Origin of the sequence: Vibrio methylphosphonaticus, from assembly GCF_023634655.1 — a bacterium.
In the GTDB taxonomy this organism is placed as follows: domain Bacteria; phylum Pseudomonadota; class Gammaproteobacteria; order Enterobacterales; family Vibrionaceae; genus Vibrio; species Vibrio methylphosphonaticus.
On sequence record NZ_JAMKMS010000030.1, the window covers coordinates 1 to 20,097 of the forward strand.

Annotated in this window: 17 protein-coding genes; 7 read left to right on the forward strand and 10 right to left on the reverse strand. The window is 45.1% G+C overall.

Annotation, left to right across the window (positions count from 1 at the left end; translation table 11 throughout):
• Window positions 1-571: 571 nt before the first annotated feature.
• The 5 genes from rplY to M9196_RS21875 all read right to left on the reverse strand — a co-directional run bounded on the left by rplY (window position 572) and on the right by M9196_RS21875 (window position 5,310).
• Window positions 572-850: a 50S ribosomal protein L25 gene (gene rplY, locus M9196_RS21855; protein ID WP_250619617.1), complete on the reverse strand. Its 279-nt coding sequence runs from the start codon at window positions 848-850 to the stop codon at window positions 572-574.
• Between the two features lie 167 nt (window positions 851-1,017).
• Window positions 1,018-2,394: an ATP-binding protein gene (locus M9196_RS21860; protein ID WP_250619618.1), complete on the reverse strand. Its 1,377-nt coding sequence runs from the start codon at window positions 2,392-2,394 to the stop codon at window positions 1,018-1,020.
• Entirely contained in the window at window positions 2,387-3,043 is a 657-nt protein-coding gene (locus M9196_RS21865) for a response regulator transcription factor (RefSeq protein WP_250619619.1), read from the reverse strand. The genes M9196_RS21860 and M9196_RS21865 overlap by 8 nt, the downstream gene beginning before the upstream one ends.
• A gap of 28 nt (window positions 3,044-3,071) precedes the next feature.
• Window positions 3,072-3,425 carry a PepSY domain-containing protein gene (locus tag M9196_RS21870; RefSeq protein ID WP_250619646.1) on the reverse strand — a complete coding sequence of 118 codons (354 nt, stop codon included), beginning with the start codon at window positions 3,423-3,425 and terminating at the stop codon, window positions 3,072-3,074.
• Window positions 3,426-3,573: 148 nt separating this feature from the next.
• Window positions 3,574-5,310: a DEAD/DEAH box helicase gene (locus tag M9196_RS21875; RefSeq protein WP_250619620.1), complete on the reverse strand. Its 1,737-nt coding sequence runs from the start codon at window positions 5,308-5,310 to the stop codon at window positions 3,574-3,576.
• Window positions 5,311-5,381: 71 nt separating this feature from the next.
• On the opposite strand from M9196_RS21875, the gene rsuA reads away from it, so the two are divergent.
• The 3 genes from rsuA to M9196_RS21890 all read left to right on the forward strand — a co-directional run bounded on the left by rsuA (window position 5,382) and on the right by M9196_RS21890 (window position 8,216).
• A complete protein-coding gene (gene rsuA / locus M9196_RS21880) occupies window positions 5,382-6,080 on the forward strand; it encodes a 16S rRNA pseudouridine(516) synthase RsuA (protein ID WP_250619621.1) in 699 nt (232 codons plus the stop codon).
• A gap of 274 nt (window positions 6,081-6,354) precedes the next feature.
• Window positions 6,355-7,560, forward strand: coding sequence for a Bcr/CflA family multidrug efflux MFS transporter (locus tag M9196_RS21885; RefSeq protein WP_250619622.1), 1,206 nt, complete (start codon window positions 6,355-6,357; stop codon window positions 7,558-7,560).
• A complete protein-coding gene (locus tag M9196_RS21890; RefSeq protein ID WP_250619623.1) occupies window positions 7,560-8,216 on the forward strand; it encodes a DUF2913 family protein in 657 nt (218 codons plus the stop codon). The genes M9196_RS21885 and M9196_RS21890 overlap by 1 nt, the downstream gene beginning before the upstream one ends.
• Window positions 8,217-8,554: 338 nt before the next feature.
• On the opposite strand, the gene M9196_RS21895 is transcribed toward M9196_RS21890, so the two are convergent.
• Entirely contained in the window at window positions 8,555-9,211 is a 657-nt protein-coding gene (locus tag M9196_RS21895; RefSeq protein WP_250619624.1) for a Crp/Fnr family transcriptional regulator, read from the reverse strand.
• 292 nt (window positions 9,212-9,503) lie between these two features.
• On the opposite strand from M9196_RS21895, the gene M9196_RS21900 reads away from it, so the two are divergent.
• Together M9196_RS21900 and M9196_RS21905 are read left to right on the forward strand one after the other, a co-directional pair.
• Window positions 9,504-10,637, forward strand: a complete 1,134-nt coding sequence (locus tag M9196_RS21900; RefSeq protein WP_250619625.1) for an OmpP1/FadL family transporter — start codon at window positions 9,504-9,506, stop codon at window positions 10,635-10,637.
• Between the two features lie 182 nt (window positions 10,638-10,819).
• Window positions 10,820-11,503 (forward strand): ShlB/FhaC/HecB family protein, encoded by a 684-nt coding sequence (locus M9196_RS21905; RefSeq protein ID WP_250619647.1) that lies wholly within the window; start codon window positions 10,820-10,822, stop codon window positions 11,501-11,503.
• A 118-nt stretch (window positions 11,504-11,621) separates the two neighbouring features.
• Here the strand turns inward: M9196_RS21905 and M9196_RS21910 are convergent, their stop codons facing one another.
• From M9196_RS21910 to M9196_RS21920, 3 genes are all read right to left on the reverse strand, one after another.
• The gene (locus M9196_RS21910; protein ID WP_250619626.1) at window positions 11,622-14,423 is read right to left on the reverse strand and encodes an Hsp70 family protein; all 2,802 of its coding nucleotides are present in this window, start codon (window positions 14,421-14,423) and stop codon (window positions 11,622-11,624) included.
• 97 nt (window positions 14,424-14,520) lie between these two features.
• Window positions 14,521-16,359, reverse strand: coding sequence for an Hsp70 family protein (locus M9196_RS21915; protein WP_250619627.1), 1,839 nt, complete (start codon window positions 16,357-16,359; stop codon window positions 14,521-14,523).
• A complete protein-coding gene (locus M9196_RS21920; protein ID WP_250619628.1) occupies window positions 16,359-16,991 on the reverse strand; it encodes a DUF2760 domain-containing protein in 633 nt (210 codons plus the stop codon). The genes M9196_RS21915 and M9196_RS21920 overlap by 1 nt, the downstream gene beginning before the upstream one ends.
• 347 nt (window positions 16,992-17,338) lie before the next feature.
• On the opposite strand from M9196_RS21920, the gene M9196_RS21925 reads away from it, so the two are divergent.
• A complete protein-coding gene (locus M9196_RS21925) occupies window positions 17,339-18,889 on the forward strand; it encodes a sensor domain-containing diguanylate cyclase (RefSeq protein ID WP_250619629.1) in 1,551 nt (516 codons plus the stop codon).
• Between the two features lie 89 nt (window positions 18,890-18,978).
• Window positions 18,979-19,509: a 3'-5' exonuclease gene (locus M9196_RS21930; protein WP_250619630.1), complete on the forward strand. Its 531-nt coding sequence runs from the start codon at window positions 18,979-18,981 to the stop codon at window positions 19,507-19,509.
• Window positions 19,510-19,639: 130 nt separating this feature from the next.
• Here M9196_RS21930 and M9196_RS21935 read toward each other — a convergent pair whose 3' ends face one another.
• Window positions 19,640-20,086 carry a tellurite resistance TerB family protein gene (locus M9196_RS21935; protein WP_250619631.1) on the reverse strand — a complete coding sequence of 149 codons (447 nt, stop codon included), beginning with the start codon at window positions 20,084-20,086 and terminating at the stop codon, window positions 19,640-19,642.
• Window positions 20,087-20,097: the final 11 nt, after the last annotated feature.

Consider the following 20,097-nt stretch of genomic DNA (forward strand, 5'->3'; position numbering starts at 1 on the left):
TAATGGCTGTTTTCTTCCTCCACTTCATCCAAATCCATCTCAGTCTCAACCAAACCCGCAAACTCATCAGTATGCGCGGTACGAGCATCTAAACCTTCAAGCAGCTCTTGCTCGGTAAAACTCTTCTTATCTATTCCTGTGGCTCACCAGTAAGCGATTTAAATGGAAGTATAGCACTAATGTGGAATTTACTCGGAAGCGAATGAGAAGCTCTCGGAGAGACTTTCCAGTATGTTCTAAAGTTGAAGAATAGAGTAGGAGAGGTGCGTAGTGATTTGAGTAGTGGTGAAAATGGGTCTAAGATATTTGATAGAAAAACTACTGTATAAGTCCACCTTTCGTCCACCCTTAATCCACCTAAGCAAAGCTGGGATAAAGTGGGGAAGGGGAAAGTTGCTTATTTTCAGTGTATTGCGCGAGATTTACGACGTTTTTGAGGGCTCAAAAACGGTGAAACCCCGATGTTGGTAGCATCGGGGTTTCGAATTTCTTTAGATTACTTAGTTGGTAAGACTGAGAATCTTTTATGCAAAAGGCTGGATTTAATCCAACTAATTCCTTGGTAGGGGAATTAGATGCGGATGAAGTCCATGTGCTCAACTTTTGGCTTGAACGCGTGACGTTGAACGTCTTGCGGCTTAACCTTAACTTCTGCGCCGTCAATCACTAGAGTGATTGCTTCGTAGAACTCAGGCTTGTCCATTTGGTTGATTACTTCATCGTGCGCTAGCGCGATAGAAACTGGTGCTGCTTCACCACCGTAGATGATTGCTGGGAATTTGCCAGCGTGACGTAGGCGGCGGCTCGCACCCTTACCTAGTTCAGTACGTACTACTGCTTCGAATTTCATAGTATTTACTCTCAAATAGTAAAATTAATAAATATCGTTCTAATCTTAGCGACCTAGTTAGAACATAGAACGCTTTGACGTATCGTAAGATACTCTCAAAACGAGCGCGGATACTAACATCCAATAGTCATCTGAGCAATAGTTTGAAGCTAAGATTAACTGATTTTTTAGTCCTTTACGGCTTGTAGGGTAAGGGTTGTTCGTAAACCACCCAATTTACTCGCAGATAGCACCAACTCTCCTCGGTAACCATGTGCCATCTCGCTAACAATGTTAAGCCCCAAACCGGTACCGGGTGTAGTTTCATCCAAGCGAACCCCGCGTTTAATGACACTTCGACACTGTTCTTCTGGGATGCCAACGCCGTCATCTTCGATGATAATCTGAACTATGTTGTCGCTTAGTGTGGTTGAATGGACTCGAATGAGGCTATTTCCCCACTTGTAAGCATTTTCTATTAAGTTACCCAGCATTTCGTCTAAGTCGGTCTTTTCTACAGAAACATACAGCTCGGTTTCAAGCTCATTGATGAGTATGATTTCGCGTTCGGCATAGACCTTATCGAACGCCAGAGAAATCGCATCAACACGTTCGCTTGGGTTTGATTTGACTGACAGGATGTTCATTGCGCCGGCCATACGAGCACGGCCTAAGTGATAATCTATCTGAGATTGAATTTGCAGCAAAGCAGGGGCGAGTCTATTACGGTCTTCTTCACTTAAGTTTGCTTGTTCATTCTTAAGGATAGAAAGCGGTGTCTTTAGCGCGTGTGATAGATTACCAGCATGGTTACGGGCTCGAGTAAGCAGCTCCTGATAATGAAAAATGAGCGCATTTAGATCGTTCACTAGGGGAGAGATTTCTTTTGGGTACTGTTCATCTAAAGATTGGCGATCGCCACTTCTTAGCATCTTCAGTTCTTTTTGCATTTTAGTTAACGGCCGTAGAGACCAACTGACTTGGGCAACGACCAGGCTAAGGATGCCAACGACCATAATACTTAATAACATCCAAACTTGATTAGTGAGCTTATGCAATGCTTTATTGATGGGTTCTTCATCCTGCGCGACCAATATTGTGACGCCGTCACTAACACCAGGAAGGAAAACCGTACGTTTAATGGTGACGAGTTTTTCGTCTTTGGCGCCGTAGAATAAAGAAGTATGAGGGCGTTTTTTTTCTGATATGTTTTGATCCCAAAGCGAGCGAGAACGCAATGTGTTGGATTCTGTGGTGATACGCCAGTACAGACCGCTATAGGGCTGATTGAAACGCGGATCGGAGAGGCGAGTCGCTAACACTAGATCGCCTTGTTTGTTTGTTTCAAGGTTGGCGGCTATTTCGTCCATGGAGCGACCTAACTGAGTCTCCAAATCTTGAATCAAGTAATCTCTTACTAAACCGGGAATCATGATGCCCGCTGCAATAGTCATGACAGATAGCCACAAGGTCGCAGCGAGTAACAAACGGGTTTTTAAGCTGAGTTTTTTAAACCCAGCTTTAATTGCCGAAGTGCGGATCGCTGATGCGTCTTGGTTAGGCATTCAATTGGTACCCTAAGCCTCGCACCGTTTTAATGATTTTTGGTGATATCTTTTTACGAATTCGTCCGATGAAGACTTCAACCGTATTGGAATCGCGGTCAAAGTCTTGTTTGTAAATGTGCTCGACAAGTTCTGTTCTTGAGATAACTTTCTCTGCGTTATGCATGAAATACGCAACGACCTTATATTCTAGCGCCGTTAAGCTGACCGCTTGACCTTGCCACATGACTTTAGACGAGCGAGTATCTAGGCTAAGGTCACCAATTTGCATGACGGGTGAGGCATTTCCAGAAGCTCGACGCAATTGAGCACGAATACGGGCGATCAGCTCCACCATTTCGAATGGTTTGGTTAGATAGTCATCGGCGCCAGCGTTTAGGCCTTCAACACGTTGGCTCAACGTATCTCGGGCACTAAGAATAACGACAGGCGTGTTGATGTTTTCGTCTCGGATGCCTTTAAGAACGGTGAGTCCATCAATCTTGGGTAGACCTAGATCCAGAACGATAGCATCCCATTCTTCTGATGTTGCACGATATAAAGCATCAATGCCATCTTGTGAGAGTTCCGGTACCCACCCCGCACTTTCTAGCGTACTGAGAATTTGCTCACCCAATTTTGGGTCATCTTCGACTACGAGAATTTTCATTAGTATGGTCTCTTAAAGGTGTCTCTTATTATTTTTTGATGACTTGTTGAAGGTTATGGCCTTTTATTTCCATTAACTCAAGCGTCGTCGCGTTATATTCGACTCTGATAATATCTTGATTATGCATCAATTTTAGTTCATAAACCCATTCATCGTCGTCTTCTTCTAGCTCTACTTTGATCACTCGACCATTAAGATCGTTTTCTACGGTCGCGAATAATTCGGAAAAGGGTCTGATCAGTCCGTTTTGCACCGCGTTAAATACTTCTTCTTGGTCTTCATCAAACTCGATATGTGCGCCGCCGGTTTCAACGTCTTGCACCAACTCATGACCATTAGGTGAATCTGACAAAAATGCAGCATGAGAGGTAATAGAAACCATCCAAAGTAAAGAAAGCGCGAATACAGGCAATAAAGATGTCGAAAATCGTCGATTTCGTTGAACGTGCATGACTCTCACCTATGATTGGGGTTAATGGTTACTCTACCGTAAAGTATAGAGTTTTCAATATGAATAGAAGCTGAATGCGTTACTTCAATTCGTCGGAAAAAATCTTATCGCGTAACTTCCAAAATCGACCACTCTTTCGTGCAATGATGAAGGTTGGTAGACGAAACCGATGTTGATTATTGACGATTTTTGTCGGTGATGTGGCATCAAATTCGCGGTGTTTATCGGCGAGATGCGGTCGTACAAACTTAGCCAAAAACAACGCTTTTTGTTTTTTGGTATTCAGTGACCAGAATTCGCTCACTTGGGCATCGTTTTCGCCAATGTAGGCAATGCGTAGGCTGTTTTTACCCTTGTCATCTTTATGTACAGACAGCTGCATGTCGATGCATTCAAACACCAATGCATCCTTAAGGCTAAGTGCTTCTTTTAGCTTTTTGTCTGGGTCAACGAGTGTGGCATCACATTCATGACAAATTCGGGCTGCAATGTCGTTGTCAGCGCCACATTCATTGCAATATTTCGCTCTAAAGCGATAGTTGCAGTGCTCGCGTTCTTTGGTTTCTTCATCGGTGAAGTAGCCTTGGCATTTACGGCCAAAATGCTCAAGCAAGAAGCCGTTAGCATCCAATTTCCCCCAAAAGTTGTTGTTAAACCCGCAGGCAGGGCAGGGAATGGTAATGATCTCAGAATCGCTATCGGGTTTAGGATTGCCAATTTCTGGTTGATATAAGTCGTAGGTATTGCCGGCATAATCTAAAACTAAACACTCGGTTTTTCCTTCTGAGAGGCGAAGCCCACGGCCAACAATTTGTTGATATAATCCGACAGATTCAGTTGGCCTTAGAATGGCGATGAGATCAACGTGGGGGGCATCGAAGCCTGTTGTCAGAACGGAGACATTCACCAAATACTTAAGTCGTTTTTCCTTAAAGTCGTTGATGATGCTATCTCGCTCAGGAGTTGGTGTATCACCAATGACAATTTGACTGCATTGCGCTGGCAGAAGCGATAGGATTTCTTGGGCATGACGAACGGTAGCGGCAAAAATCATGATGCCTTGTTTATCTTCACTGTAACGAATAATTTGTTCGATAATCTGTGGCGTCGCGCGTTTAGACTGCTCGATAACTAAATCGAGCTCCGATTCTTTGTATTTCCCCATACTGGTTGGCTTAAGTTGTGAGAAATCATAACTTAACACCGGCGCGTCAATAAGTTTAGCCGGCGTTAAAAACCCTTCATCAAGCAAGTACTGAATAGGAAGTTCGAAGATACAATCTTTAAAGAAGCGTGGTTCATCGCTACGCACTAAGCCTTTGGTATGGTATTGATAAATCCAACCCACGCCAAGCCGATAGGGGGTAGCGGTAAGCCCCAAAATTTTGATGCCCGGATTAATGTCACTTAAATGCGTAATTACTTTTTGGTAACTGGAAGTTTTCACCTCGGGTACACGGTGGCATTCATCAATGACCAGTAGCGAGAACTGATTGGCAAAGTGCTCAAGATTGCGCACCACAGATTGTACGGAAGCAAAGACAACTTGCTCTGAGGTTTCTTTCCGTCCTAATCCGGCGGAAAAAATAGAACCGGTGAGTCCATAGCCTTCATATTTCGCGTGATTTTGTTCAACCAGCTCTTTGACGTGCGCCAGTACCAAAACACGCCCACGAGCCAGTCGAGCTAAATCGGCGATAACGAGGCTTTTTCCGGCTCCTGTGGGTAAGACAATGACCGCTGGCGTGTCGTTTTTGCGAAAATAGTGCACAACTGCCTTCACGGAGTCGGCTTGATATGGACGAAGTGTGTACATATGAGTGACTTTGACTCTACATCTGGATGAAAAGTCCATATAATAGCGAACTTAATCAGATTGAGGTATTCATGCGTTTAGATAAATTTTTGTGTGATTCGCTAGGTGTCACCCGTAGAGAAGCAACTATCCTTTTACGAAAAGGGGAAGTCACGGTTAACGGCGAAATCAAAAAGAGTGGTTCCGTTAAGGTGAGTGAGCAGTGCTGCGTAGAATGGCAAGAGCGCGAAATTACGGTTAAAGGCCCTCGTTACATCATGCTTTACAAGCCGGAAGGGTTTGTATGTTCTCATGAAGATGGATCTAATCAAACGGCGTTTGAGCTGCTTGATGAAATTAAAATGGACGCGCTACATTTCGCGGGGCGTTTAGACGTGGATACCACCGGTCTTGTTCTCATTACAGATGACGGTCAATGGTCACATAGAATCACGTCACCAAAACACAAATGCGAAAAAACGTATCGTGTGTGGCTTTATGAGCCAGTTGAAGACGATTACGTCGAGAAGTTTAAAGAGGGCATTCAGCTTCGCAGTGAAAAAGGCTTAACGTTACCTGCTCATCTAGAAGTGAGAGCGGAGAAAGAAGTGCTGCTCACCATTCACGAAGGTAAATATCATCAAGTGAAGCGTATGTTCGCCGCGCTTGGAAATAAAGTAGAAGCATTGCACCGCGAACGAATCGGTGAAATTGAGTTGGATGAAGAGTTAGAGCTTGGTGAATACCGTTACTTAACTCAAGAAGAAGTCGACTCAATCTGGAAAAAATAACAAACGATAATGTGTTGTTGCTGCAGTGAATTCGTCCTTCCTATCATTGCAGCGTTGGTAATAAGTGTTATGCCTTACCATGAGCATGGCACTTATTATATTGTTAATATCTGCATGTAATGACTTGCTGCTACCAACGAGTAACCCCTTAGCATTAAGGGAAACCGCTATAACAGATAAGAACAAATGGTTAGCTCAGTTCGGAGTGATTGAGTTGTTAAGTGTATTTGACGGCAAGGAATGCTGAAAAATAGCACCATAACCTAGGATCTATATGAGTTCTGAATCAAGACCGCGTCCCGACGTCCCTCAATTAGGCTTATTGTTGTTTATAGTGTTGGGCGCAATAGGAGCGTTGACGCCTCTTGCTATCGATATGTACCTGCCAGCGATGCCCGCTATTGCCAAAGATTTTGGCGTTAATGCCGGGGCCGTACAAATTACGCTCACAGTATATACGGCTGGTTTTGCGCTAGGGCAGCTTTTACATGGCCCGCTCGCGGACAGTTTTGGTCGCAGACCGATTCTCCTGTTTGGGGTGTTCTTTTTTGGTATCGCTTCCGCAGTGAGTGCGACAACGACGAGCATCGAGTCACTAACACTAGTGCGAACCGCGCAAGGTTTTGCTGGTGCCGCGGCTGCCGTTATTATTCAAGCCATTGTGAGAGACATGTTCGACAAAGAAGACTTTGCTCGCACCATGTCATTTGTCACGTTGGTGATCACCTTAGCGCCGTTAGTCGCGCCAATGATAGGTGGACATTTAGCGATTTGGTTTGGTTGGCGCTCGATCTTTTGGTTGCTGACGGCATTCTCTGTCGTCGTTATTGCGGCGGTACTATGGAAAATTCCAGAAACGTTGGCGCCGGAAAACCGTCAACCGCTGCGGCTTAGGACCACCCTAAAGAACTATGCCCGCTTATGTAAAAACCCAGTCGCGATGGGGTTAATGTTTTCTGGTGCATTTTCATTTGCTGGTATGTTTGCATTTTTAACCGCAGGCTCCTTCGTTTATATCGATATCTATGGAGTGTCGCCAGATCAATTTGGTTATTTGTTTGGTTTGAACATCGTGACGATGATCATTATGACGAGCATAAATGGTCGCTTAGTTAAAAAAGTCGGTCTCCATGGCATGCTCCGGTTTGGTTTAAGCGTGCAGCTTTTTGCTGGGCTAGGGCTGTTAGCAAGTGGCTTTTTGGATTTAGGTATTTGGGGAATCGTGCCATTTGTGATGCTATTTATTGGGACGTTGTCTACGATTGGTAGTAACTCGATGGGATTGTTGCTTAGTGGTTATCCCACTATGGCAGGTACCGCTTCTTCTCTTGCGGGGACGTTGAGATTTGGCACTGGTTCGGTGGTAGGCGCAATCGTTGCGACGCTCCCAGCAGGAACAGTTTGGCCAATGATTGTATTAATGACCATTTGTTCGGTATTATCCGCCGGCTTATATTGGACACTAGGAAAAAAAGCATAATGTCTGAGTATTATTCAGAAATTCAAAACGTGGTAAACAGTGCTCTTGAAGAACTTAATCAAGGACATCAAAGTGGCAAGGTGATTGATTCACCAACTTCAAATAACCTTTTTTTACTACGTTGGGTGACGAAAAGTATTAAATCGCAGCGTTTTCATAAGGTAGTGGCTCCCGATATCATTCGATGGCAAAAAATGGGACGCTCTAAAGGCAATGATGCCATGTTAGAGTCGACATTCCGTCGTATTGCAGCCTATTACAACGAATTCTTTGGCGCGGAAACTAAAGTCGTTACCGATGCGATGATCGAAGCGTTCCTAGAGCAAATGGAACAGGCCGATTGGGGCGTCACCACATCAGAAATCCTGACGGATGGCAGTAAGGTGCAATTCTTTACCGACGGTCAAAACTCGTTTGCTTTGTGCGCCAATCAGTGCGATGACTGCTTTGATGGTGAGAAACTCGTCAAACCGATGAGCTGGTTTGTTCGTGGGAATCATGCCGAGTTTATTACTAAAGCGTATGAAGCGGGCTTTATGCTGCACAAACGTACCGATTACAAATCCAAGGTTAAGTACCATGGTGAATACTTAGTGTATCCAATGAACCAAGGCCCTCAATTAGTTGAGATCCCGCTGTCTTTTATCGCTAAATAATGCGCTTAGAATACCAGTAGAATTGGACACCATATCGTTCAAATATAGCGATACACCATAGCTAGCCAACATAGCTATCCACCATCGATATACCACATAGCGATACAACACGGTTAATTCGGCGCTCTCACGCCACTCTGCTGTGAATAACAAAGGCCTAGCGGTTTCGCTAGGCCTTTGTTGTATATGGCGTCTGTATTATTGATAATCTTCAATCTTTAACTGTTAACCCACAACCTTTAACTTTTAATCTTAAACCCAAAACCTATGATCTTTAATCTTGAACAGCGCAGCCTCTGTTCAAGTCCTCGCGAGCATGCGAAAGGCAAGGCAGAGCACTAAGCAACCAGCGGTTGTCTGTTCGTCGTCATGGGATCAACCAAACGATAGCCAATATCTACTTTGATCACTTGTTTTGCCACGATGGCTTGACTGATATGGCGCCCTACGGTGTTTCGAGACATATTGAGTAATGATGCCAGTGTACTGATATTTAATGGGATCGAACCATCACAGGTTACGTCTGCAATAGCTTGCATGGCGAGCCAGATTTTTAATGGCGTGTTTTTTTCTCCGCGAAGCCGAAACAGCGTCAAACAAAATCGTTGTTTTTTTGCTAATGAAAGGTTGAGCATTTTTGAAAACTCGCAGCTCGTGGCTATTAGTGCTTCCACCACAGGAAAAGGCAGCGTTAAGACCGTGCAGTGGGTCATGGCTTGAACATCAGATTGAGTGTTTTGGCCTAAAATGAAAGGAACATCATTGAGCACAATACCCGGTGTAATCAGGTTGTAACTTAGCGTCGTTCCCTCGTCTATAGTGGGGCAAAACCCAAGGACGCCTTGTAAGGGAATAACAATCTCGTTAGTCGGCTGATCCTGAAAGCATAAAAATTTACCTTTCGGAATCGTCATCAGTCGGCCTTTTTTTACCAGCTTGTCTGCTAATGCTGATGTTGCGTGATAGTGGCACTGAAGGGCATGGTGAGCGTTCATTAATGGTCTCTTATTCGATCATTGCTGCTACCCTTCGCTTAGAAAAGACGGATAGGTAAATAGGGCAGGTGTTGAGCCATTATAATTCGTTGCAATGCCACGATATACCGAGTTTAAGTTATATAAAATATAACCACAGTTTATGTATGGTGGTATCTGGTTGAATTTACTCGCATCAAAACAAACGCTTGGCTGATTTTTGAGTTATTTAGCTGCATTGCACTGTGAGTGCAATATGGTAAGGGGCTTTTGGCTAGGATGGGCGTAATTTTAACATACTGAGTTCCTATCGATGAAAAAAACCAATGTAGCCGTCGCGTTACTCACTGTATTCGCTTCTTCTTCCTTTGCGGGTGGCATCTTGCTTCATGAAGTGGCGACGTTTGATAGTGTCTCTTCTGCTGGCGTGGGTAACGCTTCCAACCGTATTGATGCCAGCGCTGCTATTACGAGTCCTGCGGGATTAACCGCGATTACCGACTCAAGTCTGTCTGTGGGTGCTCAATATTTGGATGCCTATACTGAGCACAATGGTACAAACAACGGCGGTGGCTCCGTTACTAGCAATGGTAAAACTCGCTCGTTGGTGCCGAGCCTAGCGTACGGTCAGCGCGTTAGCGACAGTTGGGTACTTGCTGCTTCTCTTCATGGAGACGGCGGTCTGGGCATGGATTACAGTGGCGGGCTAATTGGTTATGACCAGGTTAACTCCATCTCACAAGAGGCGCTCAATTTACAACTCGCTGCAGGCTATCAAGCGAGCGATAACTTGTCGTTAGGTGGAGCGGTGGTGGTTCAGCATTTGATGACCTCTATTGACTCAAGCGCTAATGCTGTCATTGATAATGAAGGTAATTCTACCGCAGCAAGCTTTATGTTGTCTGCCATGTACGATCTTTCTGAGTCGACGTTCCTATCTGCCAACTACAAGCACCGTGTTAAGCATGATTTGAGTGATATTGGCGTATCGGGAACAGACGCTCGATTAGATTCAGCCACGTGGCCCTCGCGATTTGACTTAGGGGTACAACACAAAATTTCGGAACAACTGACGTTCAAAGCGATGACGGGCGTTGAGCTATGGTCTGATTTTGATGATAAAGCCAATGATGTGTACAGCGTGGGTACCGCGCTGGCCTATTCCCAAAGTGACTGGACCTACCAAGCCGGAGTACGCTACGACTCGACAATGTATGACGTAGAAAATATGACGCCCGCTTTACCGATAGGCGCCAATTGGTCGCTAGGACTTGGTGCTGAAAAAGCACGTTCAAACGGAGACCGTATTGGTATTGCTTACCAATATCGTCATATGGGAACACAAGATGTGAATTATGCTGTTGATACACCTGTCGGTAGCGATACTTTTACAGGTAGCGTAGATACGAATCGAATTCACGTGATTAGCGTCAGTTACGCGTACTAATCGATAAAGAATATTAAACAGGATTCGAGAAAGGATCTGTTAGCCGTTAAGCCCTTCACAGAGTGAGGGGCGTTTTTGTTTTTGTGCCAAGGTATATGAGAAAGAAATTTGTAATGATAAAAAAATTAGCGCTCCATAATGTTACGTATGCGCACCACTATGTCAATTTTGCGCTCCGCTATATGCTTAAAACCGTTGGGTTTGGCGTGGTGTTTGCGTTGTTGTTTACTAGAAGCGTATCTGCGGATGACAAGCATCATGAAGACCCAACCAAAATTGTCACCAAAGTAGGAGCCGGCTATTCAGACTCTTCGTTTGTGTCTGGGTCAATTGGCTTAGATGAGGCGAGAATGCTTAATGCTCGTTACAACGAGACTGGTGAATGGCGGTTAGGCGGGTCGTGGTTATTTGATTTAGGCATTGTCAATTTTAACTTTAGTCGTACCGATTATGAAAATGACAGTTATAGAAATAATTACAGTATTGGGACATACATTCCCCTCAGTTACTTTGATATTGCTCCCGCAGGTTGGATGCTTTTCCCGATGGCGGGTTATAGCTATAACGATGGGGAAATGGCCGTACCCTCAGAAGAGGTAGAAAACGAATTTGTTTTGATGCGCAGTCAAACACATGGTGCCTACTTAGGGATGTTTGGTGTCCGTCCTATCGAAGATTCAGATTGGAGTGTGCTGAGCTTTGCGGGTGGCGCAATCGGGTCGAACAACTACCGAAGTTACTGGGGCGGATTGGGCGTCAGTTATAAACTCAGTCGCCACACTTCGTTTAATTTCTTTGGGGTCTTAGCCGAAGACGACTATGGCACCAATAATAAACTCGCAGGCTCGGTGAGTTATGAATTTTAGAGATTGAAATAGGAACGGCGGCTTGTGATGATTATTCAAAGCCGCCGTTTTTTCTTTTTGATTGTTAAACGTTCTTTTTATTGAACCTAGTGCTCATTGACGTTACTGCCTATTGACATTACTGCTTAATGAGCTGAAGTCCAACGGGTAGTGCGTCACCGAATACTCGTTTGGAATCAGATTCAGTTAATGCTTGAACCTCAGAAACTAACGATAGCCAGCTATCTGGTGCTTTGCTCTGACGAAGCTTGGTTAACACTTGCTCGCGATAATCGTCGGCGATATCGAGCGAGCGATCACCAGTTTTCCTGCACATTAAAACACAAGCAAAGCCAATCATTGACTCTTTAGACCAATCAAGCGCAAGCAATTTAGGTAACCATTGCTCCACCTGTTCTCTGGCAATGACATTGTGTTGGCTGCCATAGAGGGGGGTACGCGAAGCCAACCGACCTAATGCCCAGCAGTGAGCTTGCAAGAACTGTGGTTGGTTAATGATCTTACTCAGATACCAACTGGCCAGTAGCACTTTGTCATCCACATAGAGGTTTTCTAAGCTCGCGGATAAGCGAACCATAGCTTCATAGCCTTTGTCCTTAGCTGACTGAAACGACTTGGCGTTTTTCATGGCACCTGGGTGAAGGTATTTCGCGATATCACTCAGGATGGCTTCCTGTTGTTCTTCATTTAGCCCTCCTGAAACGCGGCGCCAAAAGACCCACCAATCACTCCAACCTTGGTTGTTTTGGAACTGGATCCCTTGTTGATAAACGCCCCATAGCTGCTCCATGCGCCAAGAGTCTGTTGCATCACCAAAGCCGGGACGCATACAAAACCCGGTCAGACGTAACCAGTTTTTCTCATGTTGTTCAGAGCGGCGACGACGCTTACGACCAAGCGTGAAGGTATCCACGAGAGAGCGAAGAGAGTGGAAGTCCCACGCCTCTTTCTTACCCAATTTCTTTTCTAGATCTTTACCTAGCGTTTTTATTTCCTTGGTATCCGCACTATTTTTGTTGCCACTGTAAAGCCGAGAAATGATTGCTTGAGAAGCTTCTAATCCGGGATGCGCTTTTACTTGCTCTTGATCGGCTTGCTTGTTGCGCACCTCAAACTCCAGCTCCCATCGCTGTTGCTCATCGCTGGCACTCACGCACTCAACTTTAAGCGTCCCCACTTCAGTGAGCTGGCAGGCGAGTTGAACTTCAACTCGCTGTTTTTGGTTCTCTGCAAGGGTTACATTGTCACCCTGTAACGTATTAATGTACGGAGGAAGCGGTGAAAATTGGTCAGGGTCAATGTTGACCAAAATACCATTTTGAACTTTTTGGTGTTGTCCAAAGAAGTCATGGGTTGAGGTTAACAAGTTAAACCTTACCGGCTCTCCCAAGGTTAAAGAGAATCGGCGACCAGAAAGACGGATTTCTTGCCCTTCATCGGTGCCTCTAGCAAGCAAACACAGTGCTTGCCCAGATTTGTTTTTCTCTTGTAAATGCAGGAAGTAGGAGCGGGCACTGCCACCACCAATTTTGAGTTGGGCGCCACGTCGAGCTTTTGCAAAGGCAACCGCGCCTAAAGCCACCGACCAATCTGGGTGTGGGTTGTTGAGTAGGGTAACCGGCGCGCCTTTCCACCCTTCGATAAGGTTAACAAGACGTTTAGTGATCAATGGGCTGTTGAACACACCGCCATTCAATAAAATCCCAACAGGTATCGCGGGCTCACTGCCGTCGTTTAAGGCTTCTTTTGCCACTTCCTGATGCAGGTGCAAGAATTCCGACACGTGCTTACTAACAGCAGGATCGGCGACGTAAGGTAAACCAAACTCAACCACGGCGCTGCGTTTTTTATCCGGAAGTTCGCCAAATTCCGTCGCCGGGAAAAAGCCATCTAAGGCAATGCGATGAACTTCTTGCTGACTAATCGACACGCTCTTTGTGCCACCGATAAGGCGAGAGCCACTGCCGAGCATGGTGATTTTCATTTCGTCAGGCGCAGAGTCAGATAATAAGGTTTCTTTCGCTTTACGTGTTTGCTGAATGAGCTTTGTTAAACTGGCTGCGTTGAGTTTTTTACTTTGATTGAATCGTTGTTCTGCCACATGAGCGAGGGCGAGATCGAGATTGTCTCCCCCCAACATGAGGTGTTCACCAACCCCAATTCTGTTGAGCTGAAGGTTGTCGTCCTCATCGTGCTTGGCTTCAATGAGGCTTAAATCGGTGGTACCACCACCTACGTCACAGACGAGCATTAGTGGTATTTGTGCTAACTCTTGAGACGCGGTCTCTTTGTGCCTTGCATACCAGTCGTAACAAACCGCTTGAGGTTCTTCGAGTAAGTGAACTCGCGGTAAACCTGCGCGTTTTGCTGCCTCTAAGGTGAGCTTTCGCGCGGTTTCATCAAACGAAGCAGGAACGGTGATCACCACATCTTGATCTTCTAGCTTGTTGTAGTGATGACGGTGGTTCCATGCTTGACGTATATGGTTGAGGTAGCTGGCGCTCGCGATAACGGGAGAGACTTTTTCAACATCAGCTGCACCCGCCCAAGGTAAAATATCGTCTTCGCGATCGACACCTTGATGTGAAAGCCAGCTTTTTGCACTGGAGACTTGACGTCCTTCAACTTTAGCGCCAAGTTCACGTGCCCATTCACCAATGATGACTTTATCAAGATCGCCTGAAACAGGTGAGTGCTCCCAAGGGAGTGTTAAGTCGGCATCAGATATTTGTTGTAATGCAGGGTGATAGCGAAACGATGGCAGTAGTGGTTTTCTCACTACTTCGCCGGGACCCACAAGTTGGTCAATTTCGAACAGCTCTACTGGTGCGTTGGATAGGTCATCTTGAATATCACAAAATGCGACAACGGTATTGGTTGTACCTAAATCGATACCGACTAAATATTGAGAAGAGGCCATAATACGCTCCAATCAGGTAAAGAAAAGACACAAACGGCACTAAAAAGTGCCGTTTGAAATAGAGGTTTATCAGAATTCAAATCTGCTCAGCCTGATACTAAGCGTCTTCGCGCACGTCAAACTCAACATGCCATTTCTGACCATTATCTGTTGCGATAGCTTCAAGATACAAGGTCCCCAGTTCAGTGACTCGAGAAGATAACGTGACAGGGACGACCTCACCACTGTTTCTTCCTTCTGATACTGGAAGTGTTACTTGGATCTCTGGCAGCTCTTCTAGCTCTTCTGGTTTCCAATAATCTAAGTGGAGACCAGCATTGTCTTCACGACGTATTGTCGAGCCAAAGAACTGAAAGTGGACAGGCTGTCCAATTACTAAGCCAAACTCTTGGCTTGGTACGTCAACACTGCTGCCTTCTTCCATACCAAATGGCGCAACACACAATGCTTCCATTGGAGGCGCCATTCCTGGAATAGCAGGCATGGCACTTTCGATACCAATGTAGTAGCTAGATGCGATACCGCCACGAATACGAACGCCTTGTCCACGACGAACACTGCCGTAGTAGGCTGCGCCACTTGCCACAGCGAGGTCTAAGTCTAGCCCAGTTAACATTTTAGCTGAACTTGCACTAGCAGAGCTTAACCAGCTGTTAATGGTGCTAAAGAGACGATCTGACAGCAGAGACGACTTAAGTACGCCACCATTGAATAACACCGCAGTAGGTTTAATAAATTCAGGCTCTGCTGGCATGCCAGGCATACCGGAAAACGCTTGATCTGCAGCGTTACTCTGACGGCTTAAGAACGCAGCAATATGACGTGTGACGGCAGCATCTTGCGCATAAGGCAGACCCATTTGGGTCAACGCACCGCGAGAGCGTTGTACTGGGTGTTCTTGAATGCCGACTTGTGGGAAGAAGCCATCCACTAAGGTTTGTTGCACTTCTTGCTGGGTAAGTTCGGTTTTTAACGTTGCACCAAGCAATTTAGAACCACGGCTAGGCACGACAATCGGTACCGATTGAAGATCGGCATCGTTAAGTAGGGCTTCTTTGGCGTCACGGCAAGCGTGAGTCATTGCCTGAACTTGCCAAGGTTGTAACTCTTTGCCATCTTGCGCGAGCTTCATCTTTAGGCGATAAGCCAATGCAAGATCCATGTTGTCACCGCCAAGTAAGATATGCTCACCAACTGCGACACGCTCTAAGTTTAAATTACCGTCGTTTTCTGTTACGGCAACGAGTGATAAATCGGTGGTACCACCACCCACATCGACCACTAATACAATGTCACCGACTTCTACTTCGTCACGCCATGCGTCGTCGCTGTTATCAATCCAACTATACAGCGCCGCTTGCGGTTCTTCTAGAAGGGTCAAATGCATGAGACCGACATTACGAGCGGCTTCAGCCGTGAGATCACGAGCGGCAGGATCAAATGATGCTGGTACCGTAATTGTAACGTCTTGCTCTTCTAGTAAAGCGTCAGGATGAGCATGGTTCCACGCATTTTTAAGGTGCTCTAGGTACAGCTCGGTGACACGTAGAGGTGACACTTTTGCCACTTCTTCAGGGCTACCTTGTGGTAAAAAGTCTTCGCGGCGGTTCACACCACCGTGGCACAGCCAAGATTTTGCACTCGCGACTAAACGGATCGGTGTTTTAGAACCAAGGTTACGGGCGATAGCCCCGACAAGCGCACTTGGGTGCTCTGTCCAAGGGAGTGTTCTTGAACCGTGACCGAGTTCATGCTCATGTGGCTGGTATAAGAACGAGCCTAATTGGCTCAAACTCTCAACGGTGCCCGGAGAGGTTAGTTGAGGAATTGCCATCACCTCAACGGAGGCGTTTTCATCTTGTGCGTCAACAAATGACATGACGCAATGCGTGGTACCAAGATCGATACCAACACTGTATTTAGCGTTGTGGTCCATTATAGTTCTACCTCAGCCGGTGCGATAATAGACGCATCGTAGTTCTCTGAAAGTTTAGGGAGGTTAACGTTATCTGCTTTCCAGCCTTTATGAACTAAGATGCCAGAGAATGGCGCCGTACCAGTTACGTTGCCTGTTAGGCGAATCGCTTGCGGATTAAAGCCTTCTTCAATCGTTAAGCGTGATTCTTCATCTTCAGTGCGAATAGGTGAAAGAACAAAGTAATCACCGATAACTTTTTTACCGCCAGAGTGAACAACTCGTGCGGCTGCGCCCACTTCTTCATCTGAGAAGGAGGTAAGGTCTTCTTGTAAGAAGTCGATAATGCGAGCTTCTTGCTGCATGAGAGAAAGTAACTGCATAGCAGAATCGGTTGATGCGGTAGCGAGCTTGGATTCGACTTCAACTACTTTCTCAATCACTTTTTCTACTTCAACGACTTTCTCAACTTCAACGATTTTCTCTACAGGTTTCTCAACCTCAATAATCTTTTCGATAGGTTTCTCTACCACTTTTTCAACGACTTTACTTTTGCGAGAAACGGCAATAGCCAGTAATAAAACGCTTGATGCAGCAAGACCCGCATGCAGCATGTCGAAGGTGGTAGGAATAACATTTAGATCGAAGGTCATAGGGGATTCTCTATGTGTCTGTCATTAGTTGCTAACTTTGGGGCGAAGTCTAGCATAATCAAGGCTCTTAGCGCGATGGTTTCGCAATAATGTCATTTGAAAGTGAGTTTCTTGGTGAAGATTACAGCAGATAGTTGCGTTTTATTAATTTTAAGTGATCTTTGCTGTTTTTTTGCACCCTAATGTTAAGAATGATAAAAAACTGATGTAAAATCCGATGCATAGACTAGAAATCAACGTCTGGATATGACGCATATTTCTAGCTTTTAGTGGTATTGTTATGAAAATAACGACACTGACATCAAAAAAAATCAGTAGTAAAACTGAAAGCAATAAAAGAGTCAGTAATGCAGTACGTCAGAATGGATATAGGGCTAAACAGGGAAGACCGTGGTGTAAAACGGTATTCAGTCGTCGTGTTCTTCATTGGAATCGCGATTACCATTTTTATTACCCATCTCGTATACAAAGGACAGCAACAACTCGCCAAATCAAACTTTGATTTTTTAGTACAAAATCAAGCAGAGAATATAAAAGAATTGGTTATGTTAGACGTTAGTTTAATTGGTTCTGGCGCCGGCTTTTATCATGCGACTTCACCAGATTCGTGGAACAGTTTTTCTTCATTTGCTAAGCCCATTATCGCGGATTCAAATACCTTGATCGCGATGCAATGGATGAAAAAAGTCTATCCAGAACAAATCGACTCCCATGTTGCAAGGGTAAAGCACTACTTTCCCAGTTACGAAATTTATACTGTGCCGAAAGATAAACCCGTCACAAAGGGCTACATTCTCGAAAATGATGAGCCAATTTATGTCGCCAGTGACATTTATCCGGTGAACACCGCGAATCTTCGGGCGTTAGGGTATTACTCCTCAAGAGAGCGAGTTCGCCGCGTTATCACCAATATTATGAAAACGGAGCAACCAAGCTTATCTGATAAAATTAGGCTATTGCAGGATGGTTTTGACCGCTCGTTGCCTAAACAAGGTATGCTGGTTTATCACCCGGTGTTTGAGCCAGGGCGAAACGAACTGCGAGGCGTTGTCATTGGTGTGATCCGGACTACCGCTTACTTCCAACAAATTGTTGCAAGAACGGCGATTGGTCAGGCTGTGGGCATTCAAGTGGTCGACATGGGATTTGATGCCGAAGACGATCCGATTATGTACCGCAACCACTCTTGGGATAGCATCGATGGTGAGATAGATGCGGTCGTCATTGATTTGTATGACCGACAATGGAGTATTGAGTTTAAACGCAGCAGTGGTATCTCCACGAATGACTCGTTTATTTTATTGTGCGTGGCATCTGGCGGACTCATTATCTCGTTGTTGCTCGGATATGTTGTGCAATTGATGCTTCGTGAACAACGTCGTCTGACGAAGTTAGTTAATCGCAGGACGAAAGACCTACAGTACTTAGTTGAGAGGGACCCGCTAACAGAGGTTTATAACCGCAGGGCGTTTAATCGTTTGGCCGAGTACCACATTGCGTGCCATAAGCCTTTCTCTCTCGCAATCATTGATGTTGATTCATTCAAACAGATTAATGATCAATACGGTCACGTGGCGGGTGATGAAATACTGGTACAAGTTGCAGTGCATATTAAAGAGACTATGAATCCCGACGATATTTTATTTCGACTTGGTGGGGATGAGTTTGCCGTGATTAGTCGATGTATTGATTACTCGCCGTTGCAGCGCTATCTCAACGGGATCTGTGAGCGCGTTCAACTGATAAAGTGGCCAGGTATCGATGAAACATTTTGCTGCACGTTAAGTATTGGTGCTGCAGTTTATCGTGGCGAGCCTTTAGAAAAACTGTTAAATCGTGCCGATGAACAACTTTATATCAGTAAGGAGCAAGGGCGAAACAGGGCCAACATTGTTTGATTCTAAAGCAGTTAAACCTGTGACTATCGAGGTTTAGGTGATTTTACGTTACACTTCGAGCCGTTGTTTATTACAAAGCCTATATCACTATGAATTATAATCGAGTCGTTTGTTTTGACCTTGAAATGTGCTGCTGGAATGTGGACGGTGTCGGTACGACGGGTGAAATTATTGAAGTAGGGTTGGCTGAGATTGATCTTGTGACTCAGCAAGTAGTGAAGCGAGCGCAATACTACGTCAAACCTGAGCAAGACGAAGTGTCTTTGTTTTGTGCTGAACTTACCGGCATCACGCCGCGCAAGGTTGAGAAACAAGGTCGACCGCTTGCGTCAGTGGTTCAATCAATGGTGAAAAACTTTGGCGGCCCAAATAAAATTTATGCGGCATGGGGCAGAGATGACCAAATTTTGTTCAGTGAATGTCAAGAAAAAGGCATTACGCCACCGTTTAAAGAGTTTGTTAACCTCGCCACGCTTTATCGTATGCAAAATCGCTTAAAAGAAAAACGTATCGGACACAAAGCCGCGCAAGAAGCAAAGGGTATTGAGTGGGAAGGACGTCAACATTCAGGTTATGTTGATGCTTATAACCTTGCAAAGCTTGCACTGACAATGCTGTAAGGCGCTCTTTCTATTTTAACTATTTTTCTATTTTAACGATTAGAGCTGCCAGATGACAAAAAGCTTCAGGTAAACGGAGACGGTTTACCTGAAGCTGTTTATTCCTTTACTTATCTACTTATCTACTTATCTACTTATCTATGACTTGAATTTTCGCGCGAATAAATTCACTGTGATCAACATAGAGCAGTTCTGCTACCTTGCGAATCACCGCATCCTCTTGGGGGTCGATTACACCATCAGCATTTGCGACTTCCCACATTGCGGTAATCAATTCAAAGCGTTTCTCTTGAGACAATTCACGTAACCCAGAAGTAAAATCGTACAAAGACACCGACTCTTCCACTCTCAATTTGGCTTGTTCGATAAGCGAGTTCGTTTCCTCATCGGATAGCTTCAATAGTCGAGAGATCAACGAGCGCTTTGCTTGTTCTTCCTTTTCATCGATTTGGTGATCGGCATTAGAGACCTCACAAAGTAATGATGCAATCGCAAGGTTGGGGCTGACAGTCTGATTTTGGGATAAGTCACTGCCTTCAATGAGTTGCTTAAATATAGAGGTGATGGACGTAAACATAGCGGTTCCTC